The sequence below is a fragment of the Methanobrevibacter thaueri genome (assembly GCF_015062915.1).
Lineage (GTDB): Archaea > Methanobacteriota > Methanobacteria > Methanobacteriales > Methanobacteriaceae > Methanocatella > Methanocatella thaueri_B.
The window spans coordinates 114,691-134,674 of the sequence record NZ_SUTJ01000001.1; the positions used below are offsets into that span (position 1 = coordinate 114,691).

At 37.3% G+C, this 19,984-nt stretch carries 23 protein-coding genes; 5 read left to right on the forward strand and 18 right to left on the reverse strand.

Annotation, left to right across the window (positions count from 1 at the left end):
• The first annotated feature begins 6 nt into the window (after positions 1–6).
• The 4 genes from E7Z78_RS00675 to E7Z78_RS00690 are packed head-to-tail and all read left to right on the forward strand — an operon-like array spanning position 7 to position 2,548.
• Positions 7–555, forward strand: coding sequence for a UbiX family flavin prenyltransferase (locus tag E7Z78_RS00675; RefSeq protein ID WP_303723251.1), 549 nt, complete (start codon positions 7–9; stop codon positions 553–555).
• Positions 556–1,119 (forward strand): precorrin-6Y C5,15-methyltransferase (decarboxylating) subunit CbiT, encoded by a 564-nt coding sequence (cbiT, locus tag E7Z78_RS00680; RefSeq protein ID WP_303723252.1) that lies wholly within the window; start codon positions 556–558, stop codon positions 1,117–1,119.
• A gap of 20 nt (positions 1,120–1,139) precedes the next feature.
• Complete coding sequence (locus E7Z78_RS00685) at positions 1,140–1,901, forward strand: hypothetical protein (protein ID WP_303723253.1); 762 nt, start codon at positions 1,140–1,142, stop codon at positions 1,899–1,901.
• A 17-nt stretch (positions 1,902–1,918) separates the two neighbouring features.
• Positions 1,919–2,548, forward strand: a complete 630-nt coding sequence (locus E7Z78_RS00690; RefSeq protein WP_303723254.1) for a molybdenum cofactor guanylyltransferase — start codon at positions 1,919–1,921, stop codon at positions 2,546–2,548.
• Here the strand turns inward: E7Z78_RS00690 and rrp42 are convergent.
• The 8 genes from rrp42 to E7Z78_RS00730 all read right to left on the reverse strand — a co-directional run bounded on the left by rrp42 (position 2,545) and on the right by E7Z78_RS00730 (position 8,487).
• Positions 2,545–3,330, reverse strand: a complete 786-nt coding sequence (gene rrp42, locus E7Z78_RS00695) for an exosome complex protein Rrp42 (RefSeq protein WP_303723255.1) — start codon at positions 3,328–3,330, stop codon at positions 2,545–2,547. The genes E7Z78_RS00690 and rrp42 overlap by 4 nt on opposite strands.
• A 14-nt stretch (positions 3,331–3,344) precedes the next feature.
• Positions 3,345–4,037: an exosome complex exonuclease Rrp41 gene (gene rrp41, locus E7Z78_RS00700; protein ID WP_303723256.1), complete on the reverse strand. Its 693-nt coding sequence runs from the start codon at positions 4,035–4,037 to the stop codon at positions 3,345–3,347.
• A 22-nt stretch (positions 4,038–4,059) separates the two neighbouring features.
• Complete coding sequence (gene rrp4, locus E7Z78_RS00705) at positions 4,060–4,971, reverse strand: exosome complex RNA-binding protein Rrp4 (protein WP_303723257.1); 912 nt, start codon at positions 4,969–4,971, stop codon at positions 4,060–4,062.
• 26 nt (positions 4,972–4,997) lie between these two features.
• On the reverse strand, positions 4,998–5,699 hold the full coding sequence (locus E7Z78_RS00710) for a ribosome assembly factor SBDS (RefSeq protein ID WP_303723258.1): 702 nt from the start codon (positions 5,697–5,699) through the stop codon (positions 4,998–5,000).
• Between the two features lie 36 nt (positions 5,700–5,735).
• Positions 5,736–6,515: an archaeal proteasome endopeptidase complex subunit alpha gene (gene psmA / locus E7Z78_RS00715; protein WP_303723259.1), complete on the reverse strand. Its 780-nt coding sequence runs from the start codon at positions 6,513–6,515 to the stop codon at positions 5,736–5,738.
• Between the two features lie 210 nt (positions 6,516–6,725).
• Positions 6,726–7,082: an Rpp14/Pop5 family protein gene (locus E7Z78_RS00720; protein ID WP_303723260.1), complete on the reverse strand. Its 357-nt coding sequence runs from the start codon at positions 7,080–7,082 to the stop codon at positions 6,726–6,728.
• Positions 7,072–7,782: a ribonuclease P protein component 3 gene (gene rnp3 / locus E7Z78_RS00725; protein WP_303723261.1), complete on the reverse strand. Its 711-nt coding sequence runs from the start codon at positions 7,780–7,782 to the stop codon at positions 7,072–7,074. The genes E7Z78_RS00720 and rnp3 overlap by 11 nt, the downstream gene beginning before the upstream one ends.
• Before the next feature lie 75 nt (positions 7,783–7,857).
• Complete coding sequence (locus E7Z78_RS00730; protein ID WP_303723262.1) at positions 7,858–8,487, reverse strand: zinc ribbon domain-containing protein; 630 nt, start codon at positions 8,485–8,487, stop codon at positions 7,858–7,860.
• Positions 8,488–8,618: 131 nt separating this feature from the next.
• On the opposite strand from E7Z78_RS00730, the gene E7Z78_RS00735 reads away from it, so the two are divergent.
• Complete coding sequence (locus tag E7Z78_RS00735; RefSeq protein WP_303723263.1) at positions 8,619–8,906, forward strand: winged helix-turn-helix domain-containing protein; 288 nt, start codon at positions 8,619–8,621, stop codon at positions 8,904–8,906.
• A 2-nt stretch (positions 8,907–8,908) separates the two neighbouring features.
• Here E7Z78_RS00735 and E7Z78_RS00740 read toward each other — a convergent pair whose 3' ends face one another.
• The 10 genes from E7Z78_RS00740 to E7Z78_RS00785 all read right to left on the reverse strand — a co-directional run bounded on the left by E7Z78_RS00740 (position 8,909) and on the right by E7Z78_RS00785 (position 19,361).
• Entirely contained in the window at positions 8,909–9,889 is a 981-nt protein-coding gene (locus tag E7Z78_RS00740) for a zinc ribbon domain-containing protein (RefSeq protein WP_303723264.1), read from the reverse strand.
• Positions 9,886–10,779: a hypothetical protein gene (locus tag E7Z78_RS00745; RefSeq protein WP_303723265.1), complete on the reverse strand. Its 894-nt coding sequence runs from the start codon at positions 10,777–10,779 to the stop codon at positions 9,886–9,888. The genes E7Z78_RS00740 and E7Z78_RS00745 overlap by 4 nt, the downstream gene beginning before the upstream one ends.
• Before the next feature lie 5 nt (positions 10,780–10,784).
• On the reverse strand, positions 10,785–13,046 hold the full coding sequence (locus tag E7Z78_RS00750; protein ID WP_303723266.1) for a DHH family phosphoesterase: 2,262 nt from the start codon (positions 13,044–13,046) through the stop codon (positions 10,785–10,787).
• Between the two features lie 14 nt (positions 13,047–13,060).
• Positions 13,061–13,561, reverse strand: coding sequence for a hypothetical protein (locus E7Z78_RS00755; RefSeq protein WP_303723267.1), 501 nt, complete (start codon positions 13,559–13,561; stop codon positions 13,061–13,063).
• Positions 13,562–13,649: 88 nt separating this feature from the next.
• Positions 13,650–14,015, reverse strand: coding sequence for a desulfoferrodoxin family protein (locus tag E7Z78_RS00760; protein ID WP_303723268.1), 366 nt, complete (start codon positions 14,013–14,015; stop codon positions 13,650–13,652).
• 54 nt (positions 14,016–14,069) lie between these two features.
• Complete coding sequence (nifU, locus tag E7Z78_RS00765) at positions 14,070–14,444, reverse strand: Fe-S cluster assembly scaffold protein NifU (protein WP_296789873.1); 375 nt, start codon at positions 14,442–14,444, stop codon at positions 14,070–14,072.
• A 2-nt stretch (positions 14,445–14,446) separates the two neighbouring features.
• The gene (locus E7Z78_RS00770) at positions 14,447–15,655 is read right to left on the reverse strand and encodes a cysteine desulfurase family protein (protein WP_303723269.1); all 1,209 of its coding nucleotides are present in this window, start codon (positions 15,653–15,655) and stop codon (positions 14,447–14,449) included.
• 55 nt (positions 15,656–15,710) lie between these two features.
• Positions 15,711–17,006: an O-acetylhomoserine aminocarboxypropyltransferase/cysteine synthase family protein gene (locus tag E7Z78_RS00775; RefSeq protein WP_303723270.1), complete on the reverse strand. Its 1,296-nt coding sequence runs from the start codon at positions 17,004–17,006 to the stop codon at positions 15,711–15,713.
• A gap of 345 nt (positions 17,007–17,351) precedes the next feature.
• Positions 17,352–18,458, reverse strand: a complete 1,107-nt coding sequence (locus E7Z78_RS00780) for a tetratricopeptide repeat protein (RefSeq protein WP_303723271.1) — start codon at positions 18,456–18,458, stop codon at positions 17,352–17,354.
• 18 nt (positions 18,459–18,476) lie between these two features.
• Positions 18,477–19,361 carry a tetratricopeptide repeat protein gene (locus E7Z78_RS00785; protein ID WP_303723272.1) on the reverse strand — a complete coding sequence of 295 codons (885 nt, stop codon included), beginning with the start codon at positions 19,359–19,361 and terminating at the stop codon, positions 18,477–18,479.
• Positions 19,362–19,984: the final 623 nt, after the last annotated feature.

Consider the following 19,984-nt stretch of genomic DNA (forward strand, 5'->3'; position numbering starts at 1 on the left):
AATAAAATGATTGTTGTTGGAATAACAGGAGCCAGTGGAGTAATATATGGAATAAGACTCCTTGAGGCACTGAAGGAATTGGATATTGAAAACGCATTGGTGATAAGCGACACCGCCAGGATAGTCATAGAATCAGAAACCGACTACAAAGTGGATGATGTAATAGGACTGGCGGATAAATACTATGACTTCAATGACCTGACCGCATCCATCAACAGCGGATCATTCAAGGCCGATGCACTTGCAATCGTGCCATGCTCCATGAAGACATTGTCATCAATAGCCAACGGCTATGGTGCAAACACAATAACAAGAGTGGCAGACGTGAGTTTAAAGGAAAGAAGACCAACTGTTATTGTGCCACGTGAAACTCCACTCAGGAGCATTCACTTACAGAACATGCTAACATTATCACAAGAGGGAGCAATAATATTGCCTGCAATGCCCGGTTTCTACTCAACACATGATACCGTTGACGACCAGGTGAATTTCATAGTCGGCAAAATATTGGACTCCTTGAAAATTGAAAACAATCTATTTAAAAGGTGGGAGTAAATGTTAGAAGATAAGGATTTCATTAAATCCTGTGACGTTCCAGGACCTACAAAAGAGGCCATAAGAGCAATATTGCTTTATAAGTCTGAAGTTAGCTCAACTGACAAGGTTGTCGATTGCGGATGCGGAACCGGCGGAATCACCTGTGAGTTCTCACAGAGAGCCGGCGAAGTGATTTCCATCGACACAAACCCCGAAGCGATTGAAGTGACTTCAAGAAACCTCAAGAAATTCGGACTTGGAGACAATGTCACCCTTATTAACGATGATGGGGCAAATGCCCTTAAGGATATTGACGGCATTGACATTGCCATTGTAGGGGGCAGCGGCAAGCAGCTTGAGAATATCCTTGAAATTGTTGATGAAAAACTAAATTCAAAAGGAAGAATTTTAATTACAGCTATCCTGGTTGACACTAAGGTTGAAGCAGTCAACAAGCTTAAGGATTTAGGGTACAATCCAAAACTGATGGAAGTTAACGTTTCAAACGGAAGAATTCTTGATCGTGGAGTTCTGATGATTAGTGAAAACCCAATAGCTATCATTACTGCTAAAAAACGATAGAAAATACTGGAGATTATATAATGAGTGAACGATTAAGCTGGAAAGCTAAATTTTCCATATTGATGGTTATCCTGATAATTATCATTTATGGTTCAAACTATCTTGTTTTAGGCGATGCCGAGCATATCATATCATACATATGGACCCATTTAGGTTTCATTCCTGTTGATATACTTATTGTGGCATTCCTGCTTGACGAAATTATCGAAAGAAAAGAGAAAGAAGCAATGCTTGAGAAATTGGACATGCTTATGAGCACATTCTTCTCTGAAGTTGGAAATGAATTGATCAGCCAATTGAGCCATGCAAACAAATACAAAGCAAGCACTGAAAACCTCAAATCAATCAAGAATTGGGATGAAAATGACTTTGACAATAAGCTGGCTGAGCTTAAGGGCTCATCCCTTGACTTCAGCGCTGACGTTTCACCTGAAGAGCGTGAAGAGTTCCTTGAAAACTTAAGGGCATTACTTGCAGGCAAACGGGATTTCATTATCAATCTGATTAACAATCCTAATCTGCTTGAAAAAGAGGAATTCACTGAATTGATGAATGCCATTCTCCACTTGGATGAGGAATTGGAGCACAGGACCGATTTGGCATTGGTCAATGACGCTGATTTTGGTCACTTGAATGGAGACATGCAAAGGGTTTACAACAAGCTTGTCTATGAATGGGTTTACTACTTGAAATACCTTTACAAGCATTACCCATACATGATTGCATTGATTGTCCGTACCAATCCATTCGATGAGACTGCGGACGTTTACGTGAAAGAATAATTTCGGAGAGATTTAATATGAGTAATGAAGATAAAAGTAGTGAAAATATTAAATCCTGCATTATTTTATGTGGAGGTAAAAGTAGCAGAATGGGTCAGGACAAGGGTTCAATGATTATTCAAGACAAACCTATGATTAAACATATTCTTTCTACTTTAAACCATCATATAAATGAAGTCATAATCGTTTTAAATGACCAGGACAGGATTGCCAGATATGGCAAATTCATCGACCCTGAAGATTATGACTATAAACTTGCCTTTGTGGAGGATGAAATCAAAAACAAGGGCCCATTGCCTGGAATCATGACTGGGCTTGGTGAAATCGGAAGCGACTATGCCCTGGTATTGCCTTGCGACAGCCCTTATGTTTCCGCAAACTATATAAACACTATTTTTGAAGAGATTAATGAAAATTATCAGGCCATCGTGCCGTATCATGATGAGTCCAATAAATTAAAGACATCAGAGCCATTGCATTCAATCTACAATAGGAACATAATCCCTGTAATTGAAGATCTTCTAAACGAGGATATTCTGCACATAAAGGGGCTCATAGAAAAAATAGATTCGAAATTTGTATTTATTGATAATAAAAAAATAGAAAAAAAAGAATTTAGAAATCTTAATCGTCCAACGGACATTTAAAGATGTTCTATTAACTCTTTTGTTTTTGTAACTGCCATGTTGACAGCGAAAAGAATGTCATCTTTGGTCAATGGTTGTTTACCACCTTTCTGCATGGAGCAGATGTGACCGTCTTTTGTAACACCAACATTCAAACGGGCGCTAGCCACTTTTTCTTCGGTTAATGTTGGGTCAATTACCATCTTGTCACCGATTTTAACGAATGTGCATAAAGCAAGTTCATTGTTGATCGGTAAATCAATGGTTTCGGTTTCGCTGATGACTACTTCTTCATCTTCAATGGTTGCGACTGGCAATTTCATTGTTTTGAGTGCTGCCATAACCGCAAGTTCACATGCGTCGAAAAGGTTTCCGCAGTTGTCGATGATGTGAAGGTCAATGAAAAGCATCCAAACGTGTTTTCCTTCCTCTACACATAACTTGTCGAGTTCAACCAATTCACTTTCACGAATTCCTCTGTCAACTACACGTGCAAGTTCTATTGAATCGTCGCTAGGTGGACCTGGTTCAAAGGTAGGGTCAGCCATTGGCAACATTTCACAGTTGGTCATCAATACTCCTAAGTCAGGAGTGTCTGGGAATGGACTTCCGAGAGTAGGTTTGATACCTACAATGACCTGAGTCTTACCAAGTTTTACACGAGCGGATCCTTCTGCTTTTGAAATAACATTAGTTTCAATAGAAATGTCCCTATATTCATCAAGGGCCCTGCCGTCTTCTCTTTTATCATTCATGACAAGGCTTGTTATACTTTTTCTTGTAATTTCCGGTACTATCTCCATATTAATCCACCCACTTATTCAATAGAATATTTTTTCATTAAAGCTTCTTTTTGGATTTCGTTTACTTTACGACATCCTTCCATAGCTAAATCGATTGCTTTTGCAAATTCTTCTTCGGTCAAGTCACCGTCACTTTGAAGCAATGTGATTTCACCGGTTCTTGGCATCATAGCTATTGGAACATCAGCTTGTCCTTCCTTATCCTCTTTTTCGGATAAGTCAAGAACGATTTCATCATAAACCTTACCTGCAGCACAGCCCACTACAATATCCTTCATAGGCACTCCTGCATCAACTAATGCAACGGAAGCTGCTGTGATTCCTGCACAACGGGTTCCTCCTTCCGCTTCGATTACTTCTATGTAAATATCAATCATTGAACGAGGATAATTCTCGAGCATCAATGCTGGCCTTAAAGCATCAGCAGTGATTTTTGAAATTTCAGAAGACCTTCTGTCAGGACCTGGTCTTTTCCTGTCGTCCACTGAGAATGGAGCCATGTTGTATCTGCATCTGATTACACCAGTATTTGGCTCAAGCAATCTTCTGATATAGGATTCTCTAGGACCGTATACAGCTACAAGGATCTTGTTTCCTCCAACTTCAAGGTAAGCTGAACCGTCCGCTCTTTCAAGAACTCCCGCTTCAATTTTAATAGGACGTAATTCATCAAATTTCCTACCATCATCTCTTATTAAATCTGACATATTTCAACCTCACACTCTGAAATCATTTATTATTCAATATAAAAGAATTATTAGAGTTATCACTTAATGACAAGGAATTGTCCTTGCTTTTATTTTTCCTTTTGAATTCTTCTATAACTTCACCAATATCTGGTTTATCGCTTTTCTCTTTTTTCTCTTCAGCTTCTCTTTCTTCTTGTTCTAATTCTTCTTTAAAGTTTTGAAGTTTAGGTTTTTCCAATACAAACTCTTCCTCAGCCTCTTCAACTTCTTCAGGTGGCAATTCACCGTCGATTGCTAAGTATAATTTGTTCTTGATTTTGTTTGTTAAACCAGAAGTATGAGCCTCTTCCTCAATCAAGTGAATAACTTCACGGGTAAGCTGTTCCATGTCCTCGTCTCCTTTTACCCAAACGAGACCGTTTTGACCAACAACGATTTTACATTTGGTCTTATCCTTGATCATGTTAATCATGGAACCTTTTTTACCGATTAGTCTTGGAACTTTGGTTGGAGCAATATCTACAATTATTCCTCCCTTGAATTTACCCATTCCTCTTCCTTTCAAACCGAGTTTTGCCTTCTTGATTTCATCAACGTCGACAACTCTTAAAAATAGCACATCCCCAACATCATACACTTTGTTGAGCTCTTTTTTCTCACGACCAAACACTTCAAAAGCAGGTAAAATTCCAGAATAAGGTGAATTGATATCCACATCCCACATTGAGAATCTGACATCATTGATTTTACCTATTACAACATCTCCTTTTTTAGGAACGTATTTGCTTTTGAGAGGAATAACTCTGAGTTTCTTATTCCTCAAGGAAACGCGTCCCATTAAAGAAGAGCAGACTTTACCGTTTTCTTTGAAGGTACCTCTTCCTGAATAGTATTCGTCATCGGCCAAGATTTGACCTGGAATAACTAAATCTTTATTCTCCACATATATCATAATAATCCCATAAGTATGAAATTCAATTATTTAATAGTTCTAGTTTCTGCTTCTCCACTTGAAATTTCAGCCATTTTTGCAGCGAAATTGTTTTGAAGACCACCTGGCATTTCAATAACGGCAATCCATGAACCGTCCTGTTGCCATTCCTCATTTACTATTTCTCCAAATCCATGAATCACATTATAGGCGCTTCCCGCTGCAGAACCTGGGAGTCTGACAGCAACTTTAACCTTTTCAAACCTGATTGGAATTAACGGTTTGATAGCTTTTAGGGCTGATTGGACTTGTTGGTCAACTGAAGTAAATGGATCAAACTTGACTTTCGCCTCATCACATGCGTTCTCGATTCTTTGAACAGGATGCGGCAATCCGTTTTGAGGGTTGATTGCCTCTTTGGCAATCTTGTTGATGACAAGTTTTCTCTTGTCCTCTTGCATCTTCCTTTTTTGATCCGCAGTTAATTGAACAGTACCTTTTTCAAGGATGATTTTGGAAACTTCTATTGGGTCAGTAGTTTCAAAAATCTTATTCATGGCTTCTTCGGAAGCCTTATCTCCTTTTTTGGAGTCTTTAAATATTTCTTCAACAGCTAAAAGATCCTCGATGGCAACATCTGGGCCATCAGGATTACGATAATCTGCCGCTAAATCAGGGTCAACCAATATCTCAAAGTGTTCACCCATGTATTCGTATTTGGCAATAATAGCTTCATCAACATTTACCATCAAAGCATCCCCTAACTAGTAATTTAAGAATAATAATTATTCTTCAGTTTCTTCAGAATCTTCTTCGGATTCTGCTTCTTCTTCCTCTTCTTCTGCTGGAAGCACTTTGTCAATGTATGCTTGCACTTCATCTTGAGGAAGTTTCACGTATTTTTCATCTTCAATCTTGATTACTGCAATTTCAACATTGTTGGATGTGGTGTCATGGTCTGTTGCTTCATTGATTGCGGTTAATGCCAATTCAATTGCACCATCCAAGGTTAAGTCGTCTTCGTATTTTTCTTCGAAGATGTCCATTGCAGCGTTTCTTCCGGAACCGATTGCAGTTGCCTTGTATTCAATTAATGCACCACTTGGGTCGGTTTCGAAGAGTTTGCATTTGCCGTTGTACACTCCACCGATGATTAGAGCTGAACCGAATGGTCTTACTCCACCGTTTTGGGTGTATAACTGTAGCATGTCACATAATTTTTTAGACAAGCTGGTTACGCGAATTGGTTCGCTGTAGGTAATTTTATTGATTTGTGCCTCTACTCTTGCTCTTTCCACTAAAGCCCTTGCATCTGCAACAAGACCGGAAGTGGCGGCACCAATGTGTTCATCTATCTTGAATATCTTTTCGATAGATGATGCTTCAACCAATTTAGAAGTGGTTCTTTTGTCTACAGCTAATACAATACCTTCGGAACTTTTTACACCAATTGAAGTGGTTCCTCTTTTAACAGCTTCTCTTGCATATTCTACTTGGAAAAGTCTTCCATCTGGGCTAAAGACAGTAATAGCCCTATCATATCCAGCACTTTGTAAAGGTTGCATATTAATACCTCATATTTTTTATAAATATAAATTTAATTCGACTACATAAAAAAATAAAACCAAATCTTCCATGAAAAGGCAAATTTTTAATTTTAATCCCCACGGAGTGGAATATTAAAATTGTTTTTTATTCTTTTTTCCATAAATCCAATTGTTATTTATAAATATAGTAATTTATAAAGTTTTCTATTTTAAAGTTACAAAAAGTAATTAAATATATTTCTGTGATGCCTTTATGGTGCCTGACACTCCAATTGTGGAGATTGCCATTTCGCTTGAATTGTACCTTGTTGCAAGTGCAAGGGATGACCTGACCTCACCTACAAAATCCCTCTGACATCTGACTATTGCCTTATAGTGATGGTAATCATCGATGTTTTCAAATTCATAGAATTTCATGACCCATAGGTTATAATTGGATGTTCCACATTCTCCCTTGAAGCGAATGCATGCGTCCCAAATTATGTTTACAAGATCATCCTTGTCGATTTGGGATGCTATCTTTATGTCAAGTGTAAGATAGTGATTGTTCTTTCTAAGTGTAGGGGGCAATACCTTAAGCTTCATCGCTAACCCTCCTGACACCTTTGAAAATCATGTTCTTGCGGTCTTTATTATACTCCAGTATGGATTTGGCAGATTCGAATGACTTATCTATATCCTCATCGCTCAAGCCGCATTGCCTGAAAACCTCACAGAAATCATGAGTTGTCCTGATATCCATTATTGACTCTGCCCTTGATGAAATAATCATTGGAAAGTCGAATTTGTGATGCAATGCACATATGTCGCGAATGTTGGAGATGACCTTTGCCCTTGGAGTGAGGTATGTCCTTAGAATATCCTTGAAGCACACTTCAATCGCCACATTGTTTCGAACTGCCTCCTTTGCCAGCACATGGTTCAATCCGGAATCGAACCTGTTTAAGTATGGCCTTGACAATGCATCTATCTTGATGTTTTCAACAACGGCACGATTGACCTTCAAGTCTCCTCCGATGACGCTTATGCATGAAGCCCTTGAGCGGAAATTGTTCACGTACTTTCTGATTTCATTAATGTTTGTTGATTTGATTTCAAGAGTATAGTCAAAGTCAATGATACCTTCAAGAGAATCAGATAAATCGTTTTTTATGCTTAGGGCATCCTTGAAATCATTTTGATTATATGAAAAATTAATATGCTCCCATCCGTATTCGGAAGCTTGAACAGCCAGTTTAATGTTATTTTCCAAGCTGGCTCCTTTAATATTCAAATCAAAAAACATAGTAATTACTTTATAACTTTATATATTAATAATTATCTTAAAAAAAAAAATAGAAAAAGTGATTGGAATAATCACTTATTGATATCTGAAGAATTCAACTTCCCAGCTTACGGTTTCATAGTAATCTATTGTGAATGTCTCTTCGGAACTGGAAGTGTATGTGAATGAGTCTGATCTTGTTTCAACACTACTTTTTGAACCCCAATCGACTCCACCTGACTCACCGTTTGAGCCTGAGACATATAAATGGTTTGTTGCATAGTTCTTGATAGGGTATGCAGACAATTTTACCATGATTTTACCTTCAGGAACGCTAATGGTCTCAGAACCAGATCCTGAACCGGAATAGCTTCCAATAGATTCCCACGATTTCTTATCCTGTGATTCAGTAGTCTTTTTGGATGAGGATACTGATTCTGTTTTAGCATCATCATCGGAATCATCCACTGAATCATCCTCTTGGGAAGCGGCACTTTGTGAATTGTCATTGCTTTGAACTGAATCGGAACCGTTGTTCATAGCGAAAAATCCAATTGTTCCAACCAAAATTATTATAACCGCAATCAGGGCTATTATGATATATTTGGTGTTGTTATTGGAACTTGCAGAAGTTGGTCCCGGAGCCGGCTCATTCAATGGAGTTCCACATTTAGTGCAAAACTTTGCCTTGTCCTTGTTTTCAAAACCACATTTACTACATTTCATGTTATCTATAATAATATTGTACACAACTTATATAACTAGTTACCCATTAATCTAAAATAATTTAAATGGTGTTTAAAATAATTATACACTGTTATAAAACATTTTATAGTATAACTAATATAATAAATTACATGGTTAAAGAGAGTGATGAGCTTTTGAAATTAACTTCATATGTTCAAATTTCAAAGTATAGAGAAAAGACCTTGAAATCCATTGGAGACGAAGTTAAAATACCAACTAACATCGCAAAAGACAGTGGAATTAGAACAAATCATATTTCAAAAGTTCTAAGCGAATTAAAAAGTAAAGAAATAGTTGAATGTATAAATGAAGAAGCTCGTAAAGGAAGACTATATCGTTTAACCGATACCGGTAAGGACGTACTGGAAACTATTAAAGAAAAAGAAAGCAAAGAATAGACTTAACTTAATTCTATCCCTTCTTTAATAATTTCTAATTCTTTTCGAGCGTCAATATCATTAGAAACTTCTTTTAAAACATCACACAACATATTGATGAAATACTTGTTTTTTACATTTAAACTGAAAATATCCTCAGTTTCCAGAAGGAGTGACTGATTAGTCGGAGCAGTCAAGTCCTTTCTGTACTGAAGCTTTATCTCATTTCTCAAAGCGTCATTTATATACTTTTCCAGATAGACTATGATTTCTGATGCAAATGAATTGCCCAGCTTAACCGCCACATCAAGAGTTTCACTGTCAAATCCTGAATTTTCAATCAGACTGTTGTATGAACCGTAATTCTGATAGCCGAATGGTATGAATCTTCCCTCAACAGTATGGGCACAGTACTCACCCATGATCTTGAACTCCAGAAGGTTGAGGAAATACCAGACAAAGCTTTGAATTGTTGAAGATGACCTGACTTTTAGTATATCGCACATTAAAGTTTCAATTATATGGAATAAAAAGTAATGGGCAAGCTCATGGATGATTGTTGCTATCTGAACAGAATCGGCAAGCCTGTCATCGTAAAATATGCATGTTCCAAGGAATATGAATCCTCTCTCATATCCCCTTGCCTTTGGCTTGCACTCTGTGAATATGCTGGCCAGGTTTAAAATCTTGTTTTTTGTGTTTTCACCCCAAACGTCAATGTAATCTGCCTTTATGAAAATGTTGGACAGCAATTCCATATACCTCTCGTCACTGATTTCAGCATTGGCCATGAGGTTCTGGTTGAATTCACTGAACAATATGTCAAAATCATCAATGCTGATTGGGTTCAACTGGTTTTGGCATTTGACGCAGTTGGTAGCGTCATCATTATTGATTTCACCGCAAATGGGACAGACACGTTCCAGTATCAACCTATTGCCGCAATGGGTGCAATAATTATTTTCCTTGAAGTTTCGTGTTCCGCAAATGTCACAGGTAATCATTTCAATCCCTCTTTGAACATATCCTTGAGGCTTCTGACAGTTGACTTGACTGAATTCTTATGTATGATTCTCATCTTGACATTCTTTCCGCAATTCGGACAGTAATCACTATCCCAGTCAAGAATTTCACCGCAGGAACACACTATTTTTGTCTTGACATTCCTTTGAGGGTTCAATGGCCTGTCGCAGTCTTCGCAAAACCTCAAATTTGGGGAATTGTGATGGCCGCAAACGCAGACAATCTTTTTGTCCTCCCTTTTGAGGTTGGTTCCGCATTCAATGCAAAAGTCAGATGTGATTTCATTAAGGGTTGAGCATGTGCATAGGATTGCAATGTCATTCAATGATCCGTAATTTCTAAGTGGTCTTCCGCAGTTTCTGCAAAACATTGAGAACTTCTCATTTTCCTCACCGCAATAGCAGAATATGGAATCCTTAAATTCAAGATTGAAATTGCTGTAATTGTCCTTTTTGACTGTATCGTCCTTCAATTGCTTTCCGCACATTTCACAGTATACGTTTTCCTTTGAGTTTACGGCTCCGCATTCGCATAGGACATTATCAATTGAGAATTTGGGTTTTGATTTTCTTTTAAATATTCTTGACAGCTTGCTCTCGGACCTTTTGGCCCCGCACATGTAGCAGAACTCATTATCGATATCGTTGAGATATCCGCATGAGCAAATATCATATTTAAAATCACTATTGGTAATGATATATGGTGAAAAATCGATTGGGAAATTGAAAAAGCCAATGTTATGGATTGGAGGTGTTAAAATACAGGTTTCATTGCTTGCATCATTACCTGTCTTGGCACCGCATCCAGTGCAGTATGGCTCATTTGGAAGGATTCTGTGTCCACAAACCTTACAGTAATTTCCCGCATGCATTTTTATCAGTTTTTGGTTAAGGATTGGATTTCTTCCACAACCTTATATAATACTTCCTGACCGAGTCCCTCAATGTATTTGATGGATCCGGCACATTCATGGCCTCCTCCGTCAATACCTGCTTGAGGTACCTTTTCAATCATTTCAGCTACAATTTCATTTACATTGAATCCATACTGTTCGTTAACTGCATCAGTTGCCCTGAACACTCCGAAATCAGGCCCGTGACCTAAAGTTACAATAGGCTTGTCTTCGCCCAGTTCCTTTATCACGTGATCATGCACGAAACCGCAGGTTTTACCTGGTGCAGGGAATGTGAACTTGTGTGCGAACTTCTCAACATCCAATAGGTTGAAGTAGATTCCGTTGTCAAGCTGTGTTCTTTTGATGTTCGGCAATGCTGCCCTGAGCTGTGTATCGATTCTTTTTTGATACTCCTTATATAATGCCTCAATCATTTTCTTGTGCTTGTCAATATTGTCAACGGCGAGGATTGTGTCCATTATTCCCCTACCGTTCATAAATCTTAGGAAATAAGCTTCAAAGTCTACACATTCAGCCACTTTTGCAAGGTGTTCCTGTGTGAAACCCTTTTGTGATGCAAGTTTCAGGTATTGGTATACCTCACCGCATTCCGCACGATCTCCAAGTGCAGCAATGGCCGGAAGGTGCTGAATCAATCTTTTAACATCAGGATTGATAATGTGAGCCACTTCTGTTGCAAGGCATCCTGCTGTCAGCTGTGAGTCCCCTCCGACAAGGTAAGGGTTGACATGACAATCCACATACTCATCCACTGCAACGGTAGCGCCGTATATTTCACCGTCTTCCTCTATTTTTGTCAGAAGCTCTCCTGGTGAGTGGTGGTCTATAACTACAACCTCGATATCATAGATTTTGGCCTGCATTAACGCAACGATATCCTCTTCGGTTGAACCGTTGTCAAGCAATACTATTAACGGCAATTTCTGACCGTGCCTTTCCTGGTCTTCGAGTGCGAATGACAAGTCTTTTACAACATCCTCTAGCTCATAGAATGGAGCCTTACTTGGTGAACGTTTGAAGTAATAGTATTCAGCGTCATTACTTGGGTTAATTTCCTGGATCAGTGGAACAATAGCCTTTTCCATTGCAACTCCTGACACGATTCCGTCGGCATCATTGTGGTGTCTTAGAAGTATGGTCCTTCCGTCAAGTATTGCCCTTCTGATTCTTTGGGCAGCCTCATACATCTTAGGTTTAAGTCTGTTTAAAACATCACTTTTGACCAAGAAATCGACCTCTTCAGGTTTGGCCTTGGCATTTAATGCATCGTCAATCAATTTATTTAATTGCTTTGTGCTTTCTTCATCAAGTTTTATCATTGATGATGACTCAATTTGGGTTTTTCCGCCATGTTCGTTAACTTCACCTATGACCTGAACCGCATCGTCAAGTTCGATTTCAGGATATGACCTCTCGCCAGCCTTGTCGAAAGCGGCGATTTCAGTGGTTCCACTCTCATCGCTGATGATGAAAATTGTCGGTCCGGAAGTCTGCTGAATTTGCTGAACCTTACCATCGATTCTAACGATTTTACCTTTCTTCTCTTCAAGCTGACCGATTAAAGTTCTTGGAATTGATTTTGTTAATCTTTTAAGGTTATATGAGTCAACATAAGCCGGTGCAAAGTCTATTTTTCCTTCTCTTGACTTGATTGATGTGACAAATACAATGATTTCATCTCCAACATTGTACTCGGAGACATCTCCTCTCATAAGTCCCCAAACGTTATTGTTAAGGCTTACGAATGCACCATATCTTTCAATTCTTGTAATCTTACCTTTGTATAATTTGTCCTTGTCAATGTCGCGCATGTTGCAGATTGCATCCAAGACGTAAACATCACGTGCGGCTTTTCTTCTTGCCTCGAATTCCTCGTGCTTTGCCTTTTCAGCCTTTCTTTTCTCACCGCATTCATGGCAGATATCATATTTCTCATCAAGGGGCTTTCCACAGTCCCTGCATACGTTTATCTGACCTGTTCCATGGCATTGTGGACATTCCTCGAACACTTCGACCTGGCCTTTTCCATTACATGCTTCGCATGGAATATCCTCTTCTCCTCCAAGGTCGAACTTGTCTCTTGCCTTGCTGTTTATGCCCTTAAAATGGCTTCCTACATTAAAGGCATCATCTTCATAACCGGTTCCGCCACATGCATCGCATTCCTTATAGTCCACTACAACGGAACCTCTTCCTTTACATTTCGGACATTTTGTTTTCAATTTAAAACCTCTATCTAATTGAATAATTCCGGATTCTCACTGACAATGCTGTTTCTCTCGTCCTGATACTTTACCGCATCATACATCAGCTCATTTGCCTCGGTTCCGTGAGTTGATCCGGTGTAATTGTAATAGTTTTCCAGATAATATATTGATTCCTTAAGCTCGTCAACTGCCTTGAGCTTAAATTGCAATTCTTTTATTGTTGTGTCTAGATAGTCCTTGTGAACCTCGTTCAGGTCCTTGTCAAACTTATCCCTAATTCCTTCAAGCCTTTCCAAACTGTCATTATAATTGTCTCCGGCAGATTTTGCCTTATCACTGGCTTGGTCAAAATTTCGACTGTTCAATAATTCAACGGATTCATTGTAATCCTCATCCCCCTGAACAATACTGTCACTGATTGATGGCATTGATTCATTGATATTGTCCATTGAACTATCGATAAAAACGATAGCTGCGGATATTAAAAGCAGAACTACAATAAAAATTATTAATTTTATATAACTGGACACATTATTTAATTATATCTTAGGATATTATTAAAATTTGTCATAAAAAAATTAAAGAAAAAAAGAAAGTTTAAAATAAAATATTTTAAACTTATTCGCTGGACCAGAGTCCGTGTAAATTACAGAATGCTAATGCTTTAACGTCATCGGTTGAGTTGACTGTGAAGGTTGCTTCTGCAACATCTCCAGGTTTAAAGCATTTTGCGTATTGTTCAGCTCCTGCTTCAACGATAACAAATTGGATGTAGTGGTCATCGTCCATTGGGTGAGCTGCTTCACCGACTTTAACGGTTACTTTGTCACCATCGATTTCAACTACAGGTTTGTGTTTAGGAGCTTTTTCTCCTTCGGTTTGGACTGGGAATTCAAGCATGTGGTCGTTGCAGACGTTTTCGTCGCCTTCAGCTAAAACTTGAATGATACTTCCGCATTCATTACATTTTAATATTTTTGCCATAATAAACATCTCCTTAATAGGTTAAAGATAATTTATTAGTCAAAGTATTTATTATTATTGATTGTTTTCATAATAGTTTTCAATGGCTGCCTGAAGACCGTCTGCCGCAAGGTTGGAACAGTGCATCTTGATTGGTGGAAGACCGTCCAATTCATCTGCCACATCGTTACGTGAGATTTTCAATGCTTCTTCAAGGGTTTTGCCCACTGCAATTTCAGTAATCATGCTGCTTGTTGCAATAGCTGCTCCGCAACCGAAGGTCTGGAATGAAATGTCCTCAATGACTTCATCATCATTGACCTTGATATAAATTGTCATCAAATCCCCACAGGTCGGGTTTCCCACGGTTCCGACACCATTGGCGTCTTCCATCATTCTACAGTTTCTAGGGTTTGCAAAGTGATCCATTACTTTTTCTGAATAATCCATTTTTAACACTTCCTACAGTTGTCTTCATGTTTTCTACACATTATATTGTCATAATCCAATTCTTGATTCCACAATGGTGACATTTGCCTTAGTCTTTTGACAGATTCTGCTATGGTTTCAACAAATTCGTCAACGTCAAATGCATCGCTTTCAGGTGCAAGTGATATTCTTAAAGATCCATGCACGTCCACCGGGTCAAGGCCTAAAGCGGTAAGGACAGGTGATGCCTCAAGAGTGTTTGATGAGCATGCTGAACCTGTTGATGCCTGATATCCCTTAGCGTCCAAAAGAAGAATCAATGATTCACCTTCAATAGCCTTGAAACGGAAGTTCACAAGGTTAGGTAATCTGTTTTCAATTCCACCGTTGAGGTATGCTTCAGGGATTGTGCTCAATACCTTGTCGATTAGCTCGTCACGGATTGAGGAGAGTTTCTTGTAGTGTTCATCAAGCTTTTCTGTTGCGATTTCGCATGCCTTTCCGAATCCGACGATTCCAGGAACGTTTTCGGTTCCTCCTCTGATGCCTCTTTCCTGTCCTCCACCATGGATTAATGGCACGACACGGGTTCCCTTTCTGATGTAGAGTGCCCCGACACCTTTCGGTCCGTTGATTTTATGGGAAGATAAAGAGAGCAAGTCAATGTTTAGCTTCTCAACATCCACTTCAATCTTACCGAAGCTTTGCACTGCATCAACGTGGAATTTAATGCCTTTTTCACGTGCAATCTTACCTATCTCCTCGATTGGCTGGATAGTACCCAATTCATTGTTGGCATGCATTACAGTGATTAGAATTGTCTCGTCTGTAATTGCCTCTTTCAGGTCGTCGATTTCGATTACTCCATCCTCATTAATCGGAAGGTAGGTTACCTTAAAGTCCAGGGATTCCAAAAATCCGAGAGTGTTTTTAACGGCAGGGTGTTCGATATTGGTGGTAATAATGTGTTTGCCTTTTTTAGCTAGCTTGAATGCAACTCCCTTGATTGCAAGGTTGTCGGATTCTGACCCACCGCTTGTAAAGATTATCTCTTCAGGTTTTGCATTTATTGAATCTGCCACTCTTTGGCGGGCAAGATCCAATGCCTTTTTGGATTCACGACCTATTCCATAAAGGGTTGAAGGGTTTCCAAACTCCTCGATGAAATATGGTTCCATTTCTTTAAAAACTTCTTCACTAACTTGAGTGGTTGCTGAGTTGTCCAAATACATTTTCTTTATCTCCCAATTGTCTTTAATTTAAATTTAAAATGATTTAGATAGTAAATTATATACTATCTAATGCTTGAGTTAAGTCTGCGATTAAATCATCAACATCCTCCAATCCGATTGACAGACGGATGAAGTCAGGTGTAACTCCTGTTGCCTCCTGCTCTTCAGGGCTTAGCTGTTGATGTGTGGTACTTGCAGGGTGGATTGCAAGGCTTTTTGCATCTCCGATGTTTGCAAGTATTGAGAAGAGTTCAAGCTTTTCGATTACTTTGCGTCCTGCTTCCTCTCCGCCTTCAACACCGAAACCTAAAATTCCTGCGAAGTGATCTTTCAGGTATTTCTTGTTGATTTCATATGTTGGGTGGGATTCAAGTCCAGGGTAGTTCACCCATTTGACTTTAGGATGTGATTCTAAAAATTTAGCCACTTTGAGTGCGTTTTCAGAGTGTCTTTTTATACGCACGTCAAGGCTTTCCAATCCTTGTAGGAATAGGAAGCTGTGCACTGGTGCCTGGGTTGCTCCAAGATCTCTTAAGAGTCTTGCTCTTATCCTTACTGTGAATGCAAGGTTTCCAAGTTCAGGCACGTCTCCGAATGCATCCCAGAATACTAGTCCGTGGTAGCTTGGATCTGGTTTGGAGAAGTTAGGGAATTTTCCGTTTCCCCAGTTGAATTTACCTGAGTCAACAATGTATCCTCCGACTGCTGTACCGTGTCCGCCGACATATTTTGTAGCTGATGCTGCGATGACATCTGCACCATGTTCCAATGGCCTTACAAGTCCTACACCTACAGTGTTGTCCACTATCAATGGTATGTCGTGTGAGTGTGCGATTTCAGCTAATGCCTCAAAGTCAGGCACGTCGAGTTTTGGGTTTCCTATTGATTCAACATATATTGCCTTGGTCTTTTCATCGATTGCCGCTTCAAATGCTTCAAGATCCTGTGAGTCGACGAATTTTACGTCTCTTGCAAGGTCCTTGAATGTGTAGTTGAACAGTTGATATGTTCCTCCGTAGAGGTTGTCTGCTGATACGATGTTGTCTCCAGGTTCTGTTACATTTAGTATTGCGTATGAGATTGCTGCAAGACCACTTGATGTTGAAATTCCTGAGTTACCGCCTTCGATTGCGGCAATTCTTGCTTCAAATACATCACTGGTAGGGTTTGTGAGTCTGGAGTAAATTTGTCCGAACTCTTGAAGGGCGAATCTCCTTGCAGCTTCATCTGAGTCTTTGAATACGTATGATGTTGTCTGGTAAATAGGAACTGCTTGAGCTCCTGTTACGGGGTCTGGTTGCTGTCCTGCACGGACGCCTAATGTTGCTAATCCATAATCTTTATTAGTCATTTTTTATCACCTTTATTTTTTTGAAATTTTAGTAAATATATCACGTGTTATATTACTATATAACAATAGTTATTTTTTATATATAAATGTTTTCGTCAGCCTAAAAACATCATGTAAAAAATAAATTATAACCTATGTTATACAGATATAACATCTGTTATTTTTAGTATATAAACATTGTTATATTTTCAAAGAAAAATCGAAAACAAATCACATCATAAGTTTTTTTGATATTACACTCTTAAAGCCAATGACTTTCCCATTTTAAAAATGAATTATTTATAAACGATAAAAATTTCATGAAAAATCCTCATAATCTTATTTAATATACTACAAAAAGTAAAATTAATTGCTTTTATTTAATTCCTCTAATGCCAATCTTTTGTAATCCTCAACCCAATCCAATTCATTGTCAAAATTTAATATTTCATCAGCAAAAATAAAAACCTCTTCCCATTTACCCATATTAAACAATAATATTAATTTATTTTTCAATAAGTTTATATTTTTAGGACATAACTCTAATGCATGGTCATATGCATTTAATGACTCATCCAATCGATTTGCATGAAACAAGAATGTGGCATAATTGTCCCAGACAGGACAATTTGTTGAATCTAATTTCAATGCAAATTCACAGCATTTTAATGAAACATCAATATTTCCAAGATGAAAATATGAAGTTGCCTTATTAACAATGGCCGGAACACTATTTGAGTCAATGGACAAACATTTATCAAAACATTCCAATGCATCATGATATTTGCCCATCAAATTATAAATGGTTCCTTTATAATTCCATGCAATAAGATTGTTAGGGTCTAATTCCAAACAAGTATCCAATGTATTTAATGATTTGTCATACATCCCCATTTCCTTTAAGCATAAACCTTTATATATTAAAGCATTGCAATTTTTAGAATTCTTTTTTAAACTCAAATCAAAACAGAATAAAGACTCCTCCATTAATCCCAATTCTAAAAAAAACTCGCCGAGAGACAATGATAAATAATAATCAGGATCACATTCCTTTATTTTTAAAAACAATAAATTAAAATTCGCATCAACATTCATATCTTTTAAAACTTTGAATTTATAGAAACATGCCCATAAATTATCAGAATCATTATTTAAAACTTCATCAAAGCATTCAATGGCATTGTCATAATCTTTCAAAAGATATAATACATATCCTTTTTGTATTAATAATTCTTCACGATTATATTGTTTATCATTCATCAAGTCGTTGATTTTATCTAAAAGAACATTTAATGAATTCAATTCTTTATGAATGATAATCAAGTTAGACAACACATAAAATACATGAAAATTTTTTTCCAATAATGTATTAAAAATATCTAAAGCTTCAGCATAGTTGCCCATTTCTAAAAAATTCTGTGCTTTATGATATTCCTTTTTATTTTTTAAACTAATATCTTTTAAAAAACTCATTTAAACACTCTGTTTCAACTATTTAATTAAAATCAATAACCTATCCTTTTCATCTTGAATTTCATCTTTAGGAAACCCATCATATTTAATCAAATACTCATCATACAGTTCTAATGCCTCATCATTCTTTCCCATTGTCTGTAAAGCTTGGCCATAATAAATATAGTACATGCTTATTAAACCATAATTATCAATGCCTTCTAGTGAAATACTTTTAAATCCATTTACTGATTCTTCAAATTCGCCAATATTGGACAATAGCAGATTTCTTGTTAATTGAAGCATCAAATCATTAGGATTTTGGCCAAGAGCCTGATTGACATATCTCAATGCATTATGATAATCCTGTTTGTTTTTATAGATGTTTGCCATCTGCAATAATGCGGCTCCGTCATTCGGTTGGATTTCAATACATTTATCCAAGTAGATTAATGCATCATCATACATTTCCAAATCATTGTAATATAATCCCATATTAAGCAAAGCGTCAGAATCTTCACTGTCAATCTCCAAAACCTTATTGAAATAGCTCAAAGCCAAATCATACTTTTCCAAATAGAGGTAACATGACCCTATTTTATTCAATGAGAAAGTTTCATCCGGAATATGTTCAATTATCTGATTGAACGAATCGATTGCCAATTCATATTCCCCCATATGATAACATGCCACACCTCTTTTGAGATAAACATTCAAATTATTGGAATCTATTTTTAAGGCCTTATCAAAGCATCTGAACGACTCTTCCTTTTGAAATAGAAATGCATGGCACAAACCCTTCAACAACCAACCATCAATATTATTTCCATCAATGATTAGAAGTTTATCAAGATAATTAATTGCCTTTTCATTTTCAAACCTATCAGAATAATATTCTGCTTTTTTAAGTAAATTATTAGACATACGTTTTTTAAACATTTGATTTAACCTCTTGATTCAATAAACAAAGCTCATGAGAAATGAAATCAAGTATCTTGCCCAAATTTGATAATAAATATTGCAAGTATAAATAATACAAGAAAAATCAATCCAAACCAATTAAAGTACCATAAAACCGATAATACACAAATAATCCCATATAAAATGCATAGATGATTATCATTTTCAATTTTATATGAAGATACATAAATAATAAAAGCCAACGATATGTCAATAATCGTTGTAACAATCAAAGGTATCAGCAAATCAATATCTAAATATACATTCAAACCAAATCTTGATATCATAAATATTATGAATAGAATCCATAAAATAAAATAAAAATAAGCGATGCATCTTGCCAATTGACGACCATTAACCTTTTTCACAAACATGGCTCTGACTCTCATTGTTAAATATGATAATTTATCATCACCCATACTATAAATACCTGTTTAAATCGTTTTTTGGGAAAAGAACATAGGAATATATTAAAAAGAATACAGCCCATGTTAAAAAGAACGATTTGAAATTCAATTCACGATTTAAAAGAACATAACAATTATTCGACAAATAATCATAAAACAGAAGTAAAATTCCATCCGAAA